The organism is Mycetohabitans sp. B2 (assembly GCF_021733735.1).
In the GTDB taxonomy this organism is placed as follows: Bacteria; Pseudomonadota; Gammaproteobacteria; order Burkholderiales; family Burkholderiaceae; genus Mycetohabitans; species Mycetohabitans rhizoxinica.
Genome location: NZ_JAHKSP010000005.1, coordinates 16,668 through 35,121, shown reverse-complemented (window position 1 = coordinate 35,121; position 18,454 = coordinate 16,668). Strand labels below are relative to the sequence as shown.

Genomic DNA, 18,454 nt, shown 5'->3' with positions numbered 1-18,454 from the left:
CATGCGACGCAGCACGACTTTCGTGGCGCATTTCGTGGCGATTGCTAGGGGAATTCGCGCGCATTAGAATGGGCGCAAATTGCCGTCCCTGTCCGGCATTTTCAAAGTGAAAGGCACCTACGCTTGATTCTCTACGAGTATCCATTCAATGAGCGCATTCGAACACTGTTGCGCCTCGAAGATCTGTTCGAGCGCTTTACGTTTTTCCTGACTCAAGAAGACCCGAGAGAGCACCACGTCGCACTGACCACGCTGTTCGAGATCGCGGAAGTGACGGGCCGCAGCGACTTGAAGTCGGATCTGATGAAGGAGCTTGAGCGCCAGCGCCAGGCCTTGGCACTGTTTCGCGGCAATCCCGGGATCGAACAAGGCGCGCTCGAGACCGTCCTCGCGGAAATCGAGCAAACGCTGGCCGGCCTTGCGCAGATGCAAGGAAAAACGGGTCAACATCTGGCCGACAATGAATGGCTAGCCAGCATCCGCAGTCGGGCCATCATTCCCGGCGGAACTTGCCGCTTCGATCTGCCGTCGTATTACGCATGGCAGCACAGCGCTGCGGAGCAGCGCCGCGCGGATATCATGAAATGGGCAATGCCGTTGTTGCCGCTACGCGACGCGACAGTGATCGTACTGCGGCTTGCCCGCGAATCGGGGCAAGCTGCGAAGGTCATGGCGATGCAGGGCAGCTATCAGCAAATGTTGTCAGGGCGAACCTATCAATTGATGCAAGTGCGTGTGGCGTCGGACCTGCGGGTCATTCCCGAGGCCAGCGCCAACAAATACATGCTGTGGGTGCGCTTCACTGCGCAGGACGGCGACATGCGACCGCGCGCTGTCGATGTCGATGTGCCATTCCAACTGACGCTGTGCAACCTGTAATCCGAATAATCCAACCCTTGCCGATATGACGACCGTCGTCAACTGCCCGACTTGCGGCAAAAAGGTCGAATGGAAGCCGGAAAGCCGGTTCCGTCCTTTTTGTTCCATGCGCTGCAAACAAATCGATCTCGGCGCGTGGGCAACCGGGAAATACACGATCGGCGGCGATGAGCGCCCGGCCGATAAGCCGCATGGCGACCCGCAGAAGCCGGGCGGGCTGAACTGAGGCTTAACCCCGTTCAGCGTCGAGCCAGTCGATCACCGGCAACGCCGCCGGCAGCAGCGGCGCAACCTGGACCGGGGGCGCCTGCCAGACAAACGCCTGCCCTTCTCGACCGCTCGGCTCACCGCTCCACCGAGTCACCTTGCAGAAGAACAACCGCACGTAAGCGTGCGGGTAGTCATGTTCGAGGATCCGCCAGCGCACGCAGTCGGCAATCGTCACGCCGAGTTCCTCATGCAACTCGCGCGCCAATGCGTCCTCGACGCTTTCGCCCGGCTCCAGCTTGCCGCCCGGAAATTCCCAGTAGCCCTCGTATGGCTTGCCGGCGGGCCGCTGCGCGAGCAGGAAACGCCCATCCTCGTGCAGCATCACGCCGACGGCCACTTCGGTGATCCGGCGCCCATCAGCAGTATGCGTAGCGGCGTGCGCCTGCGGCACATCGTGCGGTGCGACCGTATCCGGCGTCATAGTCGGGCGCTCCGAGGTCATTGGGCTTGCTGCCGCCGGCCGGACCAGTCCCGAGCAAACTGCCACGCCACCCGACCCGAACGCGAGCCGCGCTCCAGCGCCCAGACCAGCGCGTCGCCCCGCGCGGCATCGATCTGCGCATCACTGCACGCAAAATGCCTGAGCCAATGCGCGACGATCGCCAGATAGTCGTCCTGCTTAAACGGATAGAAGCTGACCCACAGCCCGAAGCGCTCGGACAGCGAAATCTTCTCCTCGACCACTTCGCCCGGATGGATCTCGCCATCCGTCGTGTGTCGATAGGTCTCGTTGTCGCGCATGTACTCGGGCAGCAAATGACGACGGTTCGACGTCGCGTAGATCAGCACGTTATCGGACTGGGCCGCAATCGAGCCGTCCAAGGCCACCTTCAACGCCTTGTAGCCGGACTCGCCTTCCTCGAACGACAGGTCATCGCAAAACACGACGAACCGCTCCGGGCGCGAGGCAATCTGCTCGACGATGTCGCCCAGATCGTGCAGATCGTCCTTGTCGACTTCGATCAGGCGCAGGCCTTCGGGCGCGAACCGGTTCAAGCAGGCTTTGATCAGCGACGACTTGCCGGTGCCGCGCGCGCCCGTCAGCAGCACGTTGTTCGCCGGCAGGCGCCGCACGAACTGACGGGTGTTCTGCTCGATCAGCGCCTTTTGCCGGTCAATGTTTTGCAAGTCGGACAACTGGATCGTCGGCGGATGGGCAACCGGCTGCAAAAAACCCCGCCCCTGCCGCGAGCGCCAGCGGAACGCAATGGCCGCGTCCCAGTCGGTAGCCGGCGTGGCCGGCGGCAACACGGCCTCCAGGCGCTCGAGCAGCGCCTCAGCGCGCGTCAAAAATTGTTCAAGCTTGTCCATCGCAATCGATCTCCAGCGGTACGGTCATGTCCCTCAGTGGGGGTCAAGAGCGGTAATCGGCATTGATGGACACGTAGTCGTGCGACAGGTCGCAGGTCCAGAGGGTCGCCTGAGCATCGCCGCGCGCCAAGCACACGCGAATCGTGATTTCGCTTTGCTTCATCACGCGCTGGCCGTCCTCCTCGCGATAGTCGGGATGGCGGCCGCCGGCCTTGGCCACCAGCACGTCGTCCAGGTACAGCTCAATGCGGCTCACATCCAGGTCAGCAATGCCGGCGTAGCCGATCGCCGCCAGAAGCCGGCCCAAGTTGGGGTCGCACGCATAGAAAGCGGTCTTGACCAGCGGCGAGTGGCCGATCGCATAGGCCACTTGCCTGCACTCGTCGACACTGCGGCCCGCCTCGACGCGCACCGTCATGAATTTCGTCGCCCCTTCGCCGTCGCGCACGATTAATTGCGCAAGGGTCTGCGCGAGCTGCGTCAGCGCGTCGCGCAACGCGCAGTATGCAGCACTTTGCGTGGACGTGATCACCGGCAGCGTCGAGCGGGCGGACGCCACGACGATGAACGAGTCATTCGTCGACGTATCGCCATCAACGGTAATGCAGTTGAACGATTGGTCGGCCACGTCCTTGACCAGTGTGTCCAGCACGGGCTGGGTAATCGCTGCGTCGGTCGCGACGAACCCTAGCATCGTGGCCATGTTCGGCTTGATCATTCCGGCGCCCTTGCTAATCCCGGTCAGCGTGACCGTATGGCCGTCGATGTCGAGTTGCCGTGAGGCGACCTTGGGCAGCGTATCGGTCGTCATGATCGCCTGCGCGGCTTCGTACCAGTGCGCCGGCGCGAGTTGCGCAACGGCTTGCGGCAATCCTGCCTTGAGCCGCTCGATCGGTAGCGGCTCAAGGATCACGCCAGTGGAGAACGGCAGCACCTGCTGCGCGTCGATGCGCAGCAGCCGCGCCAATTCCGCACAACTGTCGCGGGCATGCGCCAAACCCGGCTCACCGGTCCCGGCGTTCGCATTGCCGGTATTGACGAGCAGTGCCCGAATCGGCGCGGCGCCGCCACGCGCCAACGCGAGATGTTCACGACACACGGTGACCGGCGCAGCGCAAAAGCGGTTCGTGGTGAACACGCCGGATACCGTGGCGCCATCATCGACGGCGATCACCAGTACATCCTTGCGATTCGGTTTGCGCAGATTGGCTTCGGCCCAGCCAAGCGTGACGCCGGGCACGGGATGAAGCGACGCGGGATCGATCGAGGGAAAATTGACGGCCATGATTGCAAGCGCTGGTCAGAGAAAAAGCCGCCCGCGGGCGCGGCGGGCAGCATCGGACAGGAACGGGACCACCCCGCCCGCGGAGCACATCACGCGAGCCGACCGTGGCACTGCTTGTACTTCTTGCCACTGCCGCACGGACACGGATCGTTGCGGCCGACCTTTGGATACGGATTGTCGCGCGCGGCCAACGACGACTGGCCGGCGGCGAAGTCCAGTGACAATCCGGGGGTCGCATGGGGCCCGGGCACCATCGGTGACACGCGTGGCAGCGCATCGGCGAGCGCGGCCTCAGCACCGGTGGCCTGGGCAAAGTCGGCGTGTCGGAACTCAACGTTCGCCAAATGGCCCGCCTGCTCTTCATATTGTTCGGCCGCCGCTTCGAGTTGCTCCGGTGTCTGAATCTGCACGTTCATCACAATGCGCGTGACCTCGTGCTTGACTGCGTCCAGCATTGCGGCAAACAGCTCGAATGCCTCGCGCTTGTATTCCTGCTTCGGATTCTTCTGCGCATAGCCGCGCAGGTGAATGCCCTGGCGCAGATGCTCGAGCGCGGCCAGGTGCTCGCGCCAACGCGAGTCCAGCGTCTGCAGCATCGCCGAGCGCTCGAAGCCGCTGAACGCGTCGCGGCCGACCTGCGCGACCTTCGCCTCGTACGCTTCGTCACTCGCCGCGATCACCGCGTCGAGTACCTCGTCGGCCTCGATTGTGTCCGCCTCGTTCACCATCTCCTGCAACGCGAGATCGAGCTGCCACTCGTTGCGCAACGCCTCCTCGAGCGCCGGCACATCCCACTGCTCCTCGATGCTACCCGCCGGCACATAGGTGCGCACCACCTCAGTCAGCACACCATGCCGCATCGCGCCAATCGTCTCGTGGATGTCCTGCGCCTCCAACAACTCGTTGCGCTGCTGGTAGATCACCTTGCGCTGGTCATTGGAGACGTCGTCATACTCGAGCAATTGCTTGCGGATATCGAAGTTACGGGCCTCGACCTTGCGTTGCGCCGATTCGATCGACCGCGTCACGATGCCAGCCTCAATCGCCTCACCTTCCGGCATCTTCAGCCGGTCCATGATCGCGCGCACACGGTCACCGGCGAAGATGCGCAGCAACGGGTCCTCGAGCGACAGGTAGAAGCGCGATGAACCGGGATCGCCCTGGCGACCCGCCCGTCCGCGCAACTGGTTGTCGATCCGGCGGGACTCGTGCCGCTCGGTGCCGATGATGTGCAGCCCACCGGCCGCCTTGACCTGCTCGTGCAGCGTTTGCCATTCGTCGTGGATCTGCTGGATCCGACGGCGCTTCTCGTCGTCGCTGATCGACGCATCGGCTTCGATCAGCGACGCCTGCTTGTCCGGATTGCCGCCGAGCACGATGTCGGTGCCGCGGCCCGCCATGTTGGTCGCGATCGTAATGCGCTTCGGACGGCCAGCCTCGGCGACGATCGCCGCCTCACGCGCGTGCTGCTTCGCGTTGAGCACCTCGTGTGGCAACCCGGCCTGCTTGAGCAGGTGCGACAGCAGCTCGGAATTCTCGATCGACGTGGTGCCAACCAGCACCGGCTGTGCGCGCTCGTAGCAGTCGCGGATATCGCGGATCACCGCGTCATAGCGCTCCTTCGCGGTCTTGTAAATCTGGTCCTGGCGATCCGCGCGCTTGGACGGCCGGTTGGTCGGGACCACGACCGTCTCGAGTCCATAGATCTCGTTAAACTCGTACGCCTCGGTGTCTGCCGTACCGGTCATGCCGGCCAGCTTGGCGTACATCCGGAAGTAATTCTGGAACGTGATCGACGCCAGCGTCTGATTTTCCGCCTGGATCTTCACATGCTCCTTCGCCTCGACAGCCTGGTGCAGGCCGTCCGACCAGCGCCGGCCCGGCATCAAACGTCCGGTGAACTCATCGACGATGATCACCTCGCCGTTCTGCACGACATAGTGCTGATCGCGGAAGAACAGCGTATGCGCGCGCAGCGCCGCATACACGTGATGCATCAGCGTGATGTTCTGCGGTGCATAAAGACTTTCGCCATCGCCAATGAGGCCCCATTCGGCCAACAGCCGCTCGGCCTTCTCGTGACCCGATTCAGTCAGGAATACCGAGCGCGCCTTCTCGTCCAGCGTGTAGTCACCCGGCTTTTCGACGCCGCTACCATCGGCCTTTTCCTCGCCAATTTGGCGCTCCAGCAATGGCGGCAACGCATTCATCCGCACATACAGCTCGGTGTGATCCTCGGCCTGCCCCGAAATAATCAGCGGCGTGCGCGCCTCGTCGATCAGAATCGAGTCGACCTCATCGACAATCGCGAAATTCAGCCCGCGCTGTACACGCGCATCGGTCTCGTAGACCATGTTGTCGCGCAGGTAGTCGAAGCCGAATTCGTTGTTCGTGCCATACGTGATGTCCGACGCGTAAGCTTGCTGCTTCTGGCCGTGCTCCATCTGCGACAGGTTGATGCCGACGGACAAGCCGAGGAAGTTGTAAAGCCGGCCCATCCATTCCGCATCGCGCTGCGCGAGATAGTCGTTGACCGTCACCACATGCACGCCGCGCCCAGACAGCGCGTTCAGGTACGCCGCCAGCGTGGCCACCAGCGTCTTGCCCTCGCCGGTGCGCATTTCGGCGATTTTGCCGTAGTGCAGCGCCATGCCACCGATCAGCTGTACGTCGAAGTGTCGCATCTTCAGCACGCGGCGGCTCGCTTCCCGACACACCGCGAATGCCTCCGGCAGCAGCTTGTCGAGCGACTCCCCAGCCGCCACGCGCTGCCTGAACTCGTCGGTTTTCGCGCGCAATTGCTCGTCCGTCAGCTTTTCGATCTGCGCCTCCAGCGCATTGATCGTCGTGACAGTCTTTTGATACTGTTTGATCAGCCGCTGGTTGCGACTGCCAAAAATCTTTTGCAGAAAACCGGTGGTCATCGGATCGGGATCTCGAGTCGGCACGCGACGCTGGATCGGCGCGACTCTCGCACGACCCGTTGGCGAACGGCGGTTCGACGGCTGTGTCCAGTTGGATTCAAAGGCGCGATTTTATCACGCCGACTGTGTACTGCCCGCGTCAGGGAGCGCTCGCGCGCGGTTGTCAACCCGTGCGGCCGATCAGCGGCGCGATATCGTCGAAGCCGGTCACCAGCGGCTACAATGGCGTAGATACGTCGACTCCCCGACGACCGCGAGCCGCAAGTCCCCTGCACGAGTGCCATGAGCCGCTATTCGCCCTATCCGTTGCCGCGCAAGCCGTTCACGCCCCGGCCACTCACCGAGTTGATGTCGTCCAGCGCCGAGTTGGCCGCGCTGCAAGCCGGCGTGCGACAGGTAGCGGCGCTGGAAGCGGCGCTGCAAGCCGTGCTGCCCGGTTATCTGGCCAGCCATGTGCATGCCGGTCCGATCAAGGATCAGGCATTGACCCTTTTTGCAGCCCACAATGCGTTGGCCGCTCGGTTACGCCATCTGGAGCCCACCGTGCTGACCGAGTTGCAGCAGCGCGGTTTCGCACTGCGCGCGATCAAGATCCGCGTGCGCCCGCAAGCGCCGGCCGCTGCTGCGCAGATCAAGCAAGCCCGGGTTTCAGTAGCCGGCGCTGATTGTCTTCGCGAGTTGGCCGACGCATTGGAGCCTTCGCCGCTGCAGCAAGCCGTCGCCCGCATGGCGCAGCGGCATACAGGCCGCCGCCGCGCTTAGCGCAACTTCATGCGTACACCGCCTGCGGATCGTAGGCAAAGCCCCGCGGCGCCGCTTTCTGGTCGGCAAACGTGACGATCTCGTACGCGTCCTCGTGGGCGAGCAATTCGCGCAGTAGCGCATTGTTCAAGCCATGACCGGACTTGTATGCGGTATACGATGCCAGCAATGGATAGCCGACCACGTACAGATCGCCGATTGCGTCTAGCATCTTATGTTTCACGAACTCGTCGCCATAGCGCAGGCCGTCGTTATTCAACACGCGGTACTCGTCTAGCACGATTGCGTTGTCCATGCTGCCGCCTCGAGCCAGACCCAACTCGCGCATCATTTCGACTTCGTGCGCGAAGCCGAATGTGCGAGCCCGCGCGATCTCGCGCACATAAGACGTGTCGGCAAAATCGACCTCCAGTTCCTGGCCGGTCTTGTCCACCGCCGGGTGACGGAAGTCGATCGTAAACTTCAGCTTGAAACCGAAGTATGGCTCCAGCCGGGCGAACTTGTCCGCATCACGCACTTCGACCGGCCGCGTGACCTTGATGAACTGCTTGGCGGCAGCCTGCTCGTCGATCCCGGCCGACTGGATCAAGAACACGAACGACGCCGCGCTGCCATCCATGATCGGGATTTCCTCAGCCGTCACGTCGACATACAGATTATCAATCCCGAGCCCCGCGCAGGCCGACATCAAGTGCTCGACGGTCGATACCCTCGCGCCGTCCTTTTCCAGCACCGACGCAAGGCGCGTATCGCCAATCGACATCGCGCTGGCCGGAATATCAACCGGTACGGCCAAGTCGGTGCGACAAAACACAATTCCGGTATTGGCAGCAGCCGGACGCAGCGTCAACTCGACCTTGCGCCCGGAGTGCAGGCCGATGCCAACCGTCTTCACGATCGATTTGATGGTCCGCTGCTTCAACATCGTCTTGACTCTTAATAGGTTATTCTAATCGCAGGTTTTAAACCCATAGCTATTAGTATACTCGACTTGCGAAACGCCCGCTTTTATCAACCTGTATGAAACTGTTTCCCGTTGTTACGGTTTCCGCATTGAGCGGAGGATAAAGCGGCCCGATACCTGGAAGGAGGCGGTTCCCAGGCACCGGGCCGTGTGACAGCAGTGCGAAAAACACTCGCGCGCGCGTTGCCAGCACGCAACAGCGGTCGCTATCGCGCCTCAGCTGCACCGTCGGTGAACCACACGCCCTGCCCGGGGCGTGCTATCACTGCTGCACTTGCACCTCTTTGTCGGCCAAGCGCCGACAGTCGCGATCAGCGTCCGTCATGCCACCAGAGCGCAACGCCGCATCCGCTGTTTCTTCAGCGGGCAGCAAGCGGGGCCGGGCATCTGGCGGGATGCCAACCTTGCGCGTCCAGCCAGCGCGGTCCGCGTCGCTGCGACGCCCGCGTCGGACGCTCGGATCAATCAGCTTGCTTGCGCAGGAATGCCGGGATGTCGTACGTGTCCACACCCTTTTCTTGCAAAGCCTGCACGTGCGATGCGGCGGTTTCCCGCGAGCTGCGCCACACCGCCGGCGTATCCAGCGCGCCATAATCGGTCGCGCCCGGCGCGGCGGCATAGCTAACCGGCTGCGCAGCGATCGGATGATTATCCGTGCCGGTGCGCAGCAGCGTCATCGGCGCCGCCTGCTGCTTCTTGACGGCGCGACCAAGACCCGTCGCCACTACGGTGACCCGCATCGCATCGCCCATCGCGTCGTCATACACCGCGCCGAAAATCACCGTCGCATCGTCGGCCGCGTAGCTCTTGATCGTGTTCATCACCTCGCGGGTTTCCGACAGGCGCAGCGAGCGGCTCGACGTGATGTTGACCAGCACGCCTCGCGCGCCGGACAGGTCCACGCCCTCGAGCAGCGGGCTGGCCACGGCTTGTTCGGCCGCCAGCCGCGCGCGATCGACGCCGGCCACCGTCGCGGTGCCCATCATCGCCTTGCCCTGCTCGCCCATCACGGTCTTGACGTCCTCGAAGTCTACGTTCACGAGGCCATCGACGTTGATGATCTCGGCAATGCCGGCCACCGCGTTATGCAACACGTCGTCCGCGCACTGGAAGCACTTATCCATCTCAGCGTCGTCGCCCATCACGTCGAACAGCTTGTCATTGAGCACGACGATCAGCGAGTCAACATGCGATTCAAGCTCCTGCGAGCCCGCTTCGGCCACCCGCATGCGCTTGCCGCCCTCAAACTCAAACGGCTTGCTCACGACACCTACCGTCAGGATGCCCATCTCCTTGGCAATTTGCGCGACCACAGGCGCGGCACCGGTACCGGTGCCGCCGCCCATGCCCGCCGTGATGAACACCATGTGCGCGCCGCGCAGCGCATCGGCAATCCGCTCGCGAGCCTCCTCAGCGGCGGCGTGCCCCATGTCGGGTTTCGCCCCGGCGCCAAGACCGGTTTTACCCAGTTGGATTACGGACGGTGCCTTGGAGCGGTTCAGCGCTTGAGCATCGGTATTCATTACGATGAAATCGACGCCCTGCACGCCACGGTTGATCATGTGCTGGACGGCATTGCCGCCAGCGCCACCGATCCCGACGACCTTGATGATCGTGCCGTTGGTTTCGGTTTCCAGCATTTCGAATTCCATTAGTGCCTCCGTCAAGTATTAAGCGACTTCGCTCGGCGTTACGCAGTGGCGAAATCGGGCAATTCCGTCACCGTGCACTGGCCGCCGCCGCCAGCGCGTTGCGAAACGACTTCAAAAATTACCTAGGAACCATTCCTTCATTCGGGACCACACCTGCGTGGCAGAACCGGACTGTGTGGCGACCTTGCGCCCACGCATGCGCTGTGAACGTCCCTCCACCAGCAGTCCCATCGCGGTCGAATACCGCGGGTTGCGCACCACGTCCGCCAGGCCGCCGGCATATTCCGGCACGCCGATGCGCACCGGTTTGAGAAAGATGTCCTCGCCCAGTTCAACCATGCCGGCCATCATCGCCGCGCCACCGGTCAACACCACGCCGGAACTCAGCAACTCCTCGTAGCCGGACTCGCGCACGACTTGCTGGACAAGCGAAAACAGCTCCTCCACGCGCGGCTCAATCACCGCCGCCAGTGCCTGGCGAGACAGCACCCGCGGGCCGCGCTCACCCAGCCCCGGGACCTCGATCATCTCGTCCGGATCGGCCAGTGCCTGCTTGGCGATCCCGTAGGTTACCTTGATATCCTCCGCGTCCGGCGTCGGCGTGCGCAGCGCCATCGCGATGTCGCTGGTGACTTGATCGCCCGCAATCGGGATCACGGCGGTATGGCGGATCGCACCCTCGCTGAAAATCGCGATGTCGGTGGTCCCGCCGCCGATGTCAACCAGCACGACACCAAGCTCCTTCTCGTCCTCGGTCAGCACGGCCAGGCTCGACGCGAGCGGCTGCAGGATCAAATCGTTGACCTCCAGTCCGCAGCGACGCACACATTTGACGATGTTCTGCGCGGCCGAGACAGCGCCCGTCACGATGTGCACCTTCACCTCCAGCCGGATGCCGCTCATGCCAATCGGCTCGCGCACGTCTTCTTGGCCGTCAATGATGAATTCCTGCGTCAGGATGTGCAGCACCTGCTGGTCAGTCGGAATATTGATCGCCTTCGCGGTCTCAATCACGCGCGCGACGTCCGCCTGCGTGACCTCCTTGTCCTTGATCGCCACCATGCCGCTTGAATTGAAGCTACGAATGTGGCTGCCGGCGATGCCGGTGAACACGTTGGTAATCTTACAGTCGGCCATCAGTTCGGCCTCCTCCAGCGCGCGCTGGATCGACTGAACCGTCGCCTCGATATTGACGACCACGCCCTTTTTCAGACCCTTCGAGTCGCTTTGCCCAAGCCCAATCACTTCATAGCGGCCCTCGCCCTTCAACTCGGCGACAACGGCCACCACCTTCGACGTCCCGATGTCGAGGGCAACCAGCAGGTCCTTGTAGTCTTTGCTCATAGCGTGCTCAATTGCGAGTGTTGTCCGTTCATTGCGTCATGGACGCAGCTTTTTCGCCTTCGGCTCGTCAGGAATGAAGCGCATCCCTGCAGCACGGATCGCGAACCCGTTCGGGTAGCGCAAATCCACATATTCAATGTCGTTGCCCCAGCGCTGCGTGACCATCGGCCAGGCAACCACGAGCCGACGCGCACGGCTGGCCAGCGTATCCTTGTTGCGCTCGCGCCCCAGCTCCACCCGCATGCCATTGGTCAGCTTGATGGTCCAGGCGTAGCGCGGCGACAACGTGACCTCCTCCGGCTTCGCACCCAACGGCTCGAACCAGTTCTGGAAATCGTGGTATCGGGCCACGACGTCGCGCTCTGAGCCCATTGGGCCGGCAAACACCGGCAACTCGGCATCGGCCTCGGCCTGGTTGGCCGTGAAGACCTCGCCATCGACGCTGACGAACTGGTCGCTGCCCCACGTACCCAGGGGCTTGTACTCCTCGAGCGTGACCGCCAGCGCATTTGGCCACACGCGACGCACGCTTGCGTGTCGCACCCATGGGATCTGCTCGAACGCAGCACGCGCGCCGTCCAGATTCACCGTGAAGAAATTGCCGTGTAGCTTGTCCAGCACGTTCGCGCGCACTGCCGGCCGATTGATGTGCTCGGTATCGCCATCGATCAGCAGCGTGCGCAGCGCGAAGGCCGGCCGCTGCAGCAGCCACAGGCCGGCACCGGCGAGCACGATTGCCAGCAGTGCGGCATGCAGCGCGCTGGTAATCATGTTGAGCTGGCGCGGATTGTTCCACATGTCGGTAGCCGGGCGTCAATCCTTCAGCGTGAGCGCAAGCACGTTCACGAGCAGTTCGCTATACGAGATGCCGACCGCACGCGCCGCCTTCGGTGGCAATGAGTGATCGGTCATACCGGGCGAGGTGTTGACCTCCAGGAAATAGGGGTTGCCATCGCTGTCGAGCATGAAGTCAGCACGTCCCCAGGCGGTGCATGCGAGGACCTCGAACGCGCGGCGCGCGAGCGCCGTTAGTCGCTGCTCGTCGGCATCGCTCAAGCCGCACGGAATCAGGTACTGGGTATCGTCAGCGACGTATTTCGCATGGTAATCGTAGAACTCACCAGCCGGCACGATCCGGATCAGCGGCAACGGCAACGAGCCGGCGATGCACGCGGTGTATTCTCCCCCACCGTCGATGCTCTTCTCCACCAGCACGACCGGATCATGCCGCGCGGCCTGCGCCAGTGCATGCGGCAAATTGTCGGCCGCCTTGACCTTGAACACCGCGACGCTTGAGCCTTCGGTCGCCGGCTTGACGAACAGCGGCAACCCGAGTTTCGCCACGATCTGCTGCGCCCGCATGTCGTAGTCCTCGCCACGCAGTACCGTGTCGAACGGCGGCGTCGGGATCCCGAGCTGCTGCCAAATCAGTTTTGTGCGGAACTTGTCCATGCCCAGTGCCGAGCCGAGTACGCCCGGGCCGGTGTAGCGGATCCCGTAGAAGTCGAGTGCGCCCTGGATCTGGCCGTTTTCGCCATATCCGCCGTGCAACGCAATGAACGCGCGCGCGAACCCTTCGTCCTTAAGCGCCGACAAGGGCCGCTCCTTCGGATCGAACAAGTACGCGTCCACGCCGGCGTCGCGCAGTCCCTGGCACACCAGCCGACCGGACACGAGCGACACGTCGCGCTCGGACGACTCACCGCCATAGAGCACCGCCACTTTACCGAATGCCTTTGGATCAATCGCGCGCATCTTCATGCCCTTTGCTCCTGCGTGAGCCGCGCCGGCACGCCGCCGATCGAGCCCGCCCCCATCGTCATCACGACGTCGCCGTCGGCGACCATCGCCGCCAGCGCGTCCGGAATCTCGTCGAGGGTGTCGACAAACACCGGTTCAACCCTGCCAGCCACGCGGATGGCCCGCGCCAGCGCGCGACCGTCCGCGGCCACGATCGGTGCCTCGCCGGCCGCGTAGACCTCGGTCAGCACCAGCGCGTCCACCGTCGAGAGCACCTTGACAAAGTCCTCGAAACAATCGCGCGTGCGCGTGTAGCGGTGCGGCTGGAACACGAGAACCAACCGCCGGTCCGGAAATGCGCCGCGCGCCGCGGCGATCGTCGCGGCCATCTCGACCGGATGGTGGCCATAGTCGTCGATCAACAAGTACGCACCGCCGCGCGTGAGCGGCACTTCGCCATAACGCTGGAAACGCCGGCCCACGCCGTTGAATTCAGCGAGCGCCGACTGGATATCGGCATCGGCCACCTCCAGCTCAGTGGCGATTGCAATGGCCGCAAGCGCGTTCTGCACGTTGTGCGTGCCGGGCAAGTTCAGCACGATGTCCAGCGGCGCCGCGTCGGCGCGATGGACGGTGAAATGCATCCGTCCGTCCCTGGCGCACACATGGGTGGCACGCACATCCGCCTCCTGCGCGAACCCATAGCGGATGATCGGCTTGGACACGAACGGCAGAATCTCGCGCACGTTCGGGTCGTCCACGCACAGCACCGCGATGCCGTAGAACGGCAACCGATGCGTGAACTCGATAAACGCCTGCTTGAGCCGGGCGAAGTCATGGCCATACGTATCCATGTGGTCGGCATCGATGTTCGTGATGACTTCGATCACCGGGAACAGGTTGAGGAACGATGCATCCGACTCGTCGGCCTCGGCCACGATGAAATCGCCCGTGCCAAGCCGTGCGTTTGCGCCCGCGCTGATGAGCCGCCCGCCGATCACAAAGGTCGGATCCAGCCCGCCGGCCGCCAGCACGCTGGCCACGAGACTGGTCGTCGTGGTCTTGCCGTGCGTGCCGGCAATCGCGATGCCTTGCTTGAGTCGCATCAACTCCGCGAGCATGAGGGCGCGCGGCACGATCGGAATATGTCTGCGGCGTGCCTCAAGCACCTCGGGGTTGTCGGCGTGCACCGCCGTGGAGATGACGACCGCATCCGCGCCGTCGATATGCCGCGCGTCGTGACCGAACATGATGTGGGCGCCGAGCCCGCTCAACCGGTCGGTGACAACCGAGCGGCTCAGATCCGAGCCGCTGACCTGGTAGCCCAGGTTGACGAGCACTTCGGCGATACCGCTCATCCCGGCACCGCCGATCCCGACAAAGTGAATATGCTTAACGATGTGTTTCATTGCTTTCCTTGCGCACCGTGCCGCGACGCGTGCGATGCGTCTGCCACATCGCGCGTGACGAGCGACGCGCACACTTGTGCGACGCGCTCGGCGGCATCGGGCTTAGCCAGTTCGCGCGCGCGGGCCGCAACGCATGCGAGCGACGCGCGCGTCTGACCGCCAATCCAGTCCGCGAGTTTCTTCGCGGACAATTCATTTTGTTGCATGACGCTCGCCGCGTGATGCGCGACGAGAAATGCCGCGTTGCTCGTCTGATGGTCGTCGACGGCAAACGGGAACGGCACGAACAGCGCCGCCACGCCCACAGCGGCGATTTCCGAGACCGTCATCGCCCCGGAGCGACAAATCACGAGGTCGGCCTCGGCATAGGCGCGCGCCATGTCGTCGATAAACGGAACCAGCTCGATGCCGTCGCCCTGCACCAGTCCCGCGTCCGCGTAATGCGCACGCAACGCTTCGATATGCTTGGCACCGGCCTGGTGCACCACGTGTGGACGCTGCGCCGGATCGAGTAACGCCAACGCGCACGGCACCGTTTTGTTGAGCGCCGCGGCGCCGAGGCTGCCGCCGACCACCAGCACGCGCAACGGGCCAGTGCGCGCCGCGTAGCGCACCTCGGGCGGGGCCACGGCGGCCAGTTCCGCGCGGATCGGGTTACCAGTCCAGTGCGCGCCAGGCAGCGCGTCGGGAAAGGCGACCAGCACGCGGCGCGCGAGCCTGGACAACAGCTTGTTGGCCAGGCCCGCAATCGAATTTTGCTCGTGTAGCACCAATGGAATGCGCGCAAGCACGGCCATCACGCCAGCCGGAAACGTGATGTAGCCGCCCATGCCGAGCACGACGTCGGGCTGCACGCGGCCGAGCACCGCGCGACTTTGCAGGCACGCGCGCAGCAGGTTCAGCGGCAAGCGCAGCTTCGTGGCAATGCCCTTGCCACGCACGCCGCCAAAGCGCACGAACTCGACCGCAATGCCGTACTTGGGCACCAATGTCGCTTCCATTGCGTTCGGATTGCCAAGCCATACGACCCGCCAGCCCTGTGCCTGCATCCGCTGCGCGACCGCCAGCCCGGGAAACACATGGCCGCCGGTGCCACCCGCCATCACAAGCAGCGTGCGTGCGCTCATACCTTGCCTCCGCGCATCAGCACCCGGTTCTCGTAATCGACGCGCATCAGCAGCGACAGCGCCACGCAGTTGAGCAAGATCCCAGAGCCGCCATAGCTGACTAGCGGCAGCGTCAACCCCTTGGTCGGCAGCAGGCCGAGGTTCACCCCCATGTTGATGAACGTCTGCGCGCCGACCCATAGGCCGATGCCTTTCGCGACCAATCCGGCGAACGTGCGATCCAATGCGAGCGCCTGGCGGCCGATTTCGAACGCGCGCCGCACGATCCAATAAAACAGCAAAATCACGAAGACCACGCCGACAAAGCCAAGCTCTTCCCCGATCACCGCAAGAATGAAGTCGGTGTGCGCCTCAGGTAAATAGTTGAGCTTCTCGACGCTGCCGCCCAGGCCGACTCCGAACCACTCGCCGCGTCCGAATGCGATCAGCGAATGGGTGAGCTGGTACGCCTTGCCTTGCGCATAGCGGTCGTCCCACGGATTCAGGTACGCAAAGATGCGCTCGCGACGCCACGGCGAGGCCCAGACCAGCATGGCGAACGTGCCAATGGCGGTCAGCGCCAGGCCGCCGAACAGCCGCCCGCTCACACCGCCCAAGAACAACACGCCCATCGCGATCGCCGCGATCACCATGAACGCGCCCATGTCCGGCTCCAGCAGCAGCAGCGCGCCGACTACGCCGACTGCGAGCGCCATCGGCAGGAAGCCCTTTGTGAACTGGTGCATGTACTCCTGTTTGCGGACCGTATAGTTGGCCGCGTAGATCGTCACCGCTAACTTCATAATTTCCGACGGCTGCATATTCGTGATACCCAGTGGGATCCACCGGCGCGCGCCGTTCACGCCCTTGCCCAGGTGAGGTATCAGCACGATCACCAGCAACAGCAACGCGACAAGAAAGAAACGCGGCGCGTACTTGTCCCAAGTCTTGACCGGAATACGAAACGCCACCAGCGCGCAGAGCACACCGGTCACGAGCGACACAACGTGCCGCACGAGGAAATGGTATGGCGTATAGGCCGAGTACTTGGGCGAGTCGGGCAGCGCGATCGACGCTGAATACACCATCACGAGTCCGAGCGACAACAGCGCGATCGTCACCCAGAGCAGCGAGTGGTCATAGTCACGCATGCGTGAGCGCAACGGGCGAATGCCGCTGACCGCACTCGCCAGCCCCACGCCGCGTGCCGGGGTGGCGGCGCCGACTCCGTCGCTAGGCACTGCGTAGCGGCACCCAGCGAGCCTTGCTGCGATCCGCTGCGCCCGGCTCATAGCACCCCTCCCTTATCGGCAGCGATGTCCTCGATCTCGCTGCGGAACACCTGCGCGCGCTGCGCATATCCGGAAAACATGTCCAGGCTTGCGCACGCGGGAGACAGCAGCACCGCATCCCCGGGCTGGGCGACGGCTGCCGCGGCACGCGTCGCCGCCTGCAGGCTCGGATGCAGAGCCAATTCGACGCCGGTATCGGCCAGTGCTGCGCGCAGCGCCGGCGCATCGCGGCCGATCAGCATCACAGCCCGGCACCAGCGCGCCACTGGCGCCGCAAGCGGCGCAAAATCCTGGCCCTTGCCGTCACCGCCCGCGATTAATACGATCCGCTGCGCGAGGCCGTCGAGCGCGGCCACGGTCGCGCCGACGTTGGTACCTTTGCTGTCATCGATATAGTCGACGCCGTCGATCGATCCAATCCACTCGACGCGATGCGGCTCGCCGCGGTACTCGCGCAAGCCGTGCAGCAACGCGGCGAGCGGCAGGCCAATCGACTGTGCCAGCGCAAGCGCGGCCATCGCATTGGTCGCGTTATGCAAGCCGCGAATGCGCAGGGCATCGACAGGCATGAGCCGCTTAAGCGCGATATCGGGCGCGAGCCCACCACTCTTGCGACGGCGATGCATCGCGCGTTGTTCGGATGCGTCGTTGCGCTCATGTGCCTGGACCAGCCATGCGATGCCGCCATCGCGTTGGATACCGTAGTCGCCATCGTTCTGCGGCACGTTGAGTCCAAAGGTCCAATACGGCGCAATGGCATCGCCGGCCGGCACGCATGCCATCACGCGCGCATCATCGCGGTTCAATACGCGCAGCGTACGCAGCCCGAAGATCCGCCCCTTTGCAGCAGCATAGGCGTCCAGTCCGCCATGCCAGTCCAAATGGTCCTGCGTGATGTTGAGGATGACAGCTGCATCAGGTTCGAACGTGTGCGATGTCTCGAGTTGGAAGCTAGACAGCTCCAACACCCAGACGTCAGGCAGCTTCGCCGCGTCGATGGCCTCGGCCAGCTTGTCCAGCATGGCCGGACTGATGTTGCCGGCCACCGCGACGCTCCTGCCGGCCCGCTCGCACAGTAACCCGGTGAGCGCCGTGGTCGTCGTCTTGCCGTTCGTGCCCGTGACCGCCAGCACCTTGGGCTGGTAACCGTCAGTAGCCAGTGCGCGCAACGCCTGCGCAAAGAACTCTAGCTCGCCCCACACGTCAATGCCGCGCTCGCGGGCCGCGCCAATCAGTGCAGCCAGGTCCGCACCAAGCGGCGACAAACCGGGACTGATGGCCACTAACTCGATACCGCCATCGAGCAGCACGGGACTGAACGCACCGCCGACGAATTCCGCGTCGATGCCCAGCGCCGCCCATTGCGACAGGTTCGGCGGCGCGGCGCGGGTATCGGCCACGCGCAAACGACAACCGTGGCGCGCGCACCAGCGCGCCATCGCCAGCCCCGATTCGCCGAGCCCCAGCACGAGCGTCGTCGGGCGTTGCCGTTCTCCGAACTTCTCACCGAACATCG

General features: G+C 63.7%; 16 protein-coding genes. 3 read left to right on the top strand and 13 right to left on the bottom strand.

The features are described from left to right. Positions 1 to 123: 123 nt before the first annotated feature. Together zapD and KPG66_RS01225 are read left to right on the top strand one after the other, a co-directional pair. A complete protein-coding gene (zapD, locus tag KPG66_RS01230) occupies positions 124 to 879 on the top strand; it encodes a cell division protein ZapD (RefSeq protein WP_237069778.1) in 756 nt (251 codons plus the stop codon). A 25-nt stretch (positions 880 to 904) separates the two neighbouring features. Further along, positions 905 to 1,105 carry a DNA gyrase inhibitor YacG gene (locus KPG66_RS01225; RefSeq protein WP_237069777.1) on the top strand — a complete coding sequence of 67 codons (201 nt, stop codon included), beginning with the start codon at positions 905 to 907 and terminating at the stop codon, positions 1,103 to 1,105. Positions 1,106 to 1,108: 3 nt separating this feature from the next. On the opposite strand, the gene KPG66_RS01220 is transcribed toward KPG66_RS01225, so the two are convergent. The 4 genes from KPG66_RS01220 to secA all read right to left on the bottom strand — a co-directional run bounded on the left by KPG66_RS01220 (position 1,109) and on the right by secA (position 6,669). Next, positions 1,109 to 1,570, bottom strand: a complete 462-nt coding sequence (locus tag KPG66_RS01220) for an NUDIX domain-containing protein (protein WP_049786332.1) — start codon at positions 1,568 to 1,570, stop codon at positions 1,109 to 1,111. 17 nt (positions 1,571 to 1,587) lie between these two features. After that, complete coding sequence (locus KPG66_RS01215; RefSeq protein ID WP_013434086.1) at positions 1,588 to 2,460, bottom strand: ATP-binding protein; 873 nt, start codon at positions 2,458 to 2,460, stop codon at positions 1,588 to 1,590. 43 nt (positions 2,461 to 2,503) lie between these two features. Next, entirely contained in the window at positions 2,504 to 3,745 is a 1,242-nt protein-coding gene (gene argJ, locus KPG66_RS01210) for a bifunctional glutamate N-acetyltransferase/amino-acid acetyltransferase ArgJ (RefSeq protein ID WP_237069776.1), read from the bottom strand. Between the two features lie 89 nt (positions 3,746 to 3,834). Further along, positions 3,835 to 6,669, bottom strand: coding sequence for a preprotein translocase subunit SecA (gene secA / locus KPG66_RS01205; protein ID WP_041752990.1), 2,835 nt, complete (start codon positions 6,667 to 6,669; stop codon positions 3,835 to 3,837). Between the two features lie 282 nt (positions 6,670 to 6,951). Here secA and KPG66_RS01200 point away from each other — a divergent pair, with 282 nt between their 5' ends. After that, positions 6,952 to 7,431: a DciA family protein gene (locus tag KPG66_RS01200; RefSeq protein ID WP_013434083.1), complete on the top strand. Its 480-nt coding sequence runs from the start codon at positions 6,952 to 6,954 to the stop codon at positions 7,429 to 7,431. Positions 7,432 to 7,438: 7 nt separating this feature from the next. Here KPG66_RS01200 and lpxC read toward each other — a convergent pair whose 3' ends face one another. From lpxC to murD, 9 genes are all read right to left on the bottom strand, one after another. Then, the gene (lpxC, locus tag KPG66_RS01195) at positions 7,439 to 8,356 is read right to left on the bottom strand and encodes a UDP-3-O-acyl-N-acetylglucosamine deacetylase (protein ID WP_013434082.1); all 918 of its coding nucleotides are present in this window, start codon (positions 8,354 to 8,356) and stop codon (positions 7,439 to 7,441) included. Positions 8,357 to 8,856: 500 nt separating this feature from the next. Beyond that, positions 8,857 to 10,047 (bottom strand): cell division protein FtsZ, encoded by a 1,191-nt coding sequence (gene ftsZ, locus KPG66_RS01190; protein WP_041752989.1) that lies wholly within the window; start codon positions 10,045 to 10,047, stop codon positions 8,857 to 8,859. Between the two features lie 111 nt (positions 10,048 to 10,158). Further along, a complete protein-coding gene (gene ftsA / locus KPG66_RS01185; RefSeq protein ID WP_013434079.1) occupies positions 10,159 to 11,391 on the bottom strand; it encodes a cell division protein FtsA in 1,233 nt (410 codons plus the stop codon). A 36-nt stretch (positions 11,392 to 11,427) separates the two neighbouring features. After that, positions 11,428 to 12,189 (bottom strand): cell division protein FtsQ/DivIB, encoded by a 762-nt coding sequence (locus tag KPG66_RS01180; protein WP_237069775.1) that lies wholly within the window; start codon positions 12,187 to 12,189, stop codon positions 11,428 to 11,430. Positions 12,190 to 12,204: 15 nt separating this feature from the next. After that, complete coding sequence (locus KPG66_RS01175; RefSeq protein ID WP_237069821.1) at positions 12,205 to 13,146, bottom strand: D-alanine--D-alanine ligase; 942 nt, start codon at positions 13,144 to 13,146, stop codon at positions 12,205 to 12,207. A 2-nt stretch (positions 13,147 to 13,148) separates the two neighbouring features. After that, positions 13,149 to 14,540, bottom strand: coding sequence for a UDP-N-acetylmuramate--L-alanine ligase (gene murC, locus KPG66_RS01170; RefSeq protein ID WP_237069774.1), 1,392 nt, complete (start codon positions 14,538 to 14,540; stop codon positions 13,149 to 13,151). Then, complete coding sequence (gene murG / locus KPG66_RS01165) at positions 14,537 to 15,667, bottom strand: undecaprenyldiphospho-muramoylpentapeptide beta-N-acetylglucosaminyltransferase (RefSeq protein ID WP_013434075.1); 1,131 nt, start codon at positions 15,665 to 15,667, stop codon at positions 14,537 to 14,539. The genes murC and murG overlap by 4 nt, the downstream gene beginning before the upstream one ends. Beyond that, the gene (ftsW, locus tag KPG66_RS01160) at positions 15,664 to 16,938 is read right to left on the bottom strand and encodes a putative lipid II flippase FtsW (RefSeq protein WP_013434074.1); all 1,275 of its coding nucleotides are present in this window, start codon (positions 16,936 to 16,938) and stop codon (positions 15,664 to 15,666) included. Before ftsW ends, murG begins: the two co-directional genes overlap by 4 nt. Continuing rightward, the gene (gene murD, locus KPG66_RS01155) at positions 16,935 to 18,452 is read right to left on the bottom strand and encodes a UDP-N-acetylmuramoyl-L-alanine--D-glutamate ligase (RefSeq protein ID WP_237069773.1); all 1,518 of its coding nucleotides are present in this window, start codon (positions 18,450 to 18,452) and stop codon (positions 16,935 to 16,937) included. The genes ftsW and murD overlap by 4 nt, the downstream gene beginning before the upstream one ends. Between the last annotated feature and the right edge of the window lie 2 nt (positions 18,453 to 18,454).

Coding starts and splice junctions, on each gene's coding strand:
- KPG66_RS01225 (WP_237069777.1), top strand. CDS start 905: ATGACGACCGTCGTCAACTGCCCGACTTGCGGCAAAAAGGTCGAATGG.
- KPG66_RS01220 (WP_049786332.1), bottom strand. CDS start 1,570: ATGACGCCGGATACGGTCGCACCGCACGATGTGCCGCAGGCGCACGCC.
- KPG66_RS01215 (WP_013434086.1), bottom strand. CDS start 2,460: ATGGACAAGCTTGAACAATTTTTGACGCGCGCTGAGGCGCTGCTCGAG.
- argJ (WP_237069776.1), bottom strand. CDS start 3,745: ATGGCCGTCAATTTTCCCTCGATCGATCCCGCGTCGCTTCATCCCGTG.
- secA (WP_041752990.1), bottom strand. CDS start 6,669: ATGACCACCGGTTTTCTGCAAAAGATTTTTGGCAGTCGCAACCAGCGG.
- KPG66_RS01200 (WP_013434083.1), top strand. CDS start 6,952: ATGAGCCGCTATTCGCCCTATCCGTTGCCGCGCAAGCCGTTCACGCCC.
- lpxC (WP_013434082.1), bottom strand. CDS start 8,356: ATGTTGAAGCAGCGGACCATCAAATCGATCGTGAAGACGGTTGGCATC.
- ftsZ (WP_041752989.1), bottom strand. CDS start 10,047: ATGGAATTCGAAATGCTGGAAACCGAAACCAACGGCACGATCATCAAG.
- ftsA (WP_013434079.1), bottom strand. CDS start 11,391: ATGAGCAAAGACTACAAGGACCTGCTGGTTGCCCTCGACATCGGGACG.
- KPG66_RS01180 (WP_237069775.1), bottom strand. CDS start 12,189: ATGTGGAACAATCCGCGCCAGCTCAACATGATTACCAGCGCGCTGCAT.
- KPG66_RS01175 (WP_237069821.1), bottom strand. CDS start 13,146: ATGCGCGCGATTGATCCAAAGGCATTCGGTAAAGTGGCGGTGCTCTAT.
- murC (WP_237069774.1), bottom strand. CDS start 14,540: ATGAAACACATCGTTAAGCATATTCACTTTGTCGGGATCGGCGGTGCC.
- murG (WP_013434075.1), bottom strand. CDS start 15,667: ATGAGCGCACGCACGCTGCTTGTGATGGCGGGTGGCACCGGCGGCCAT.
- ftsW (WP_013434074.1), bottom strand. CDS start 16,938: ATGAGCCGGGCGCAGCGGATCGCAGCAAGGCTCGCTGGGTGCCGCTAC.
- murD (WP_237069773.1), bottom strand. CDS start 18,452: ATGTTCGGTGAGAAGTTCGGAGAACGGCAACGCCCGACGACGCTCGTG.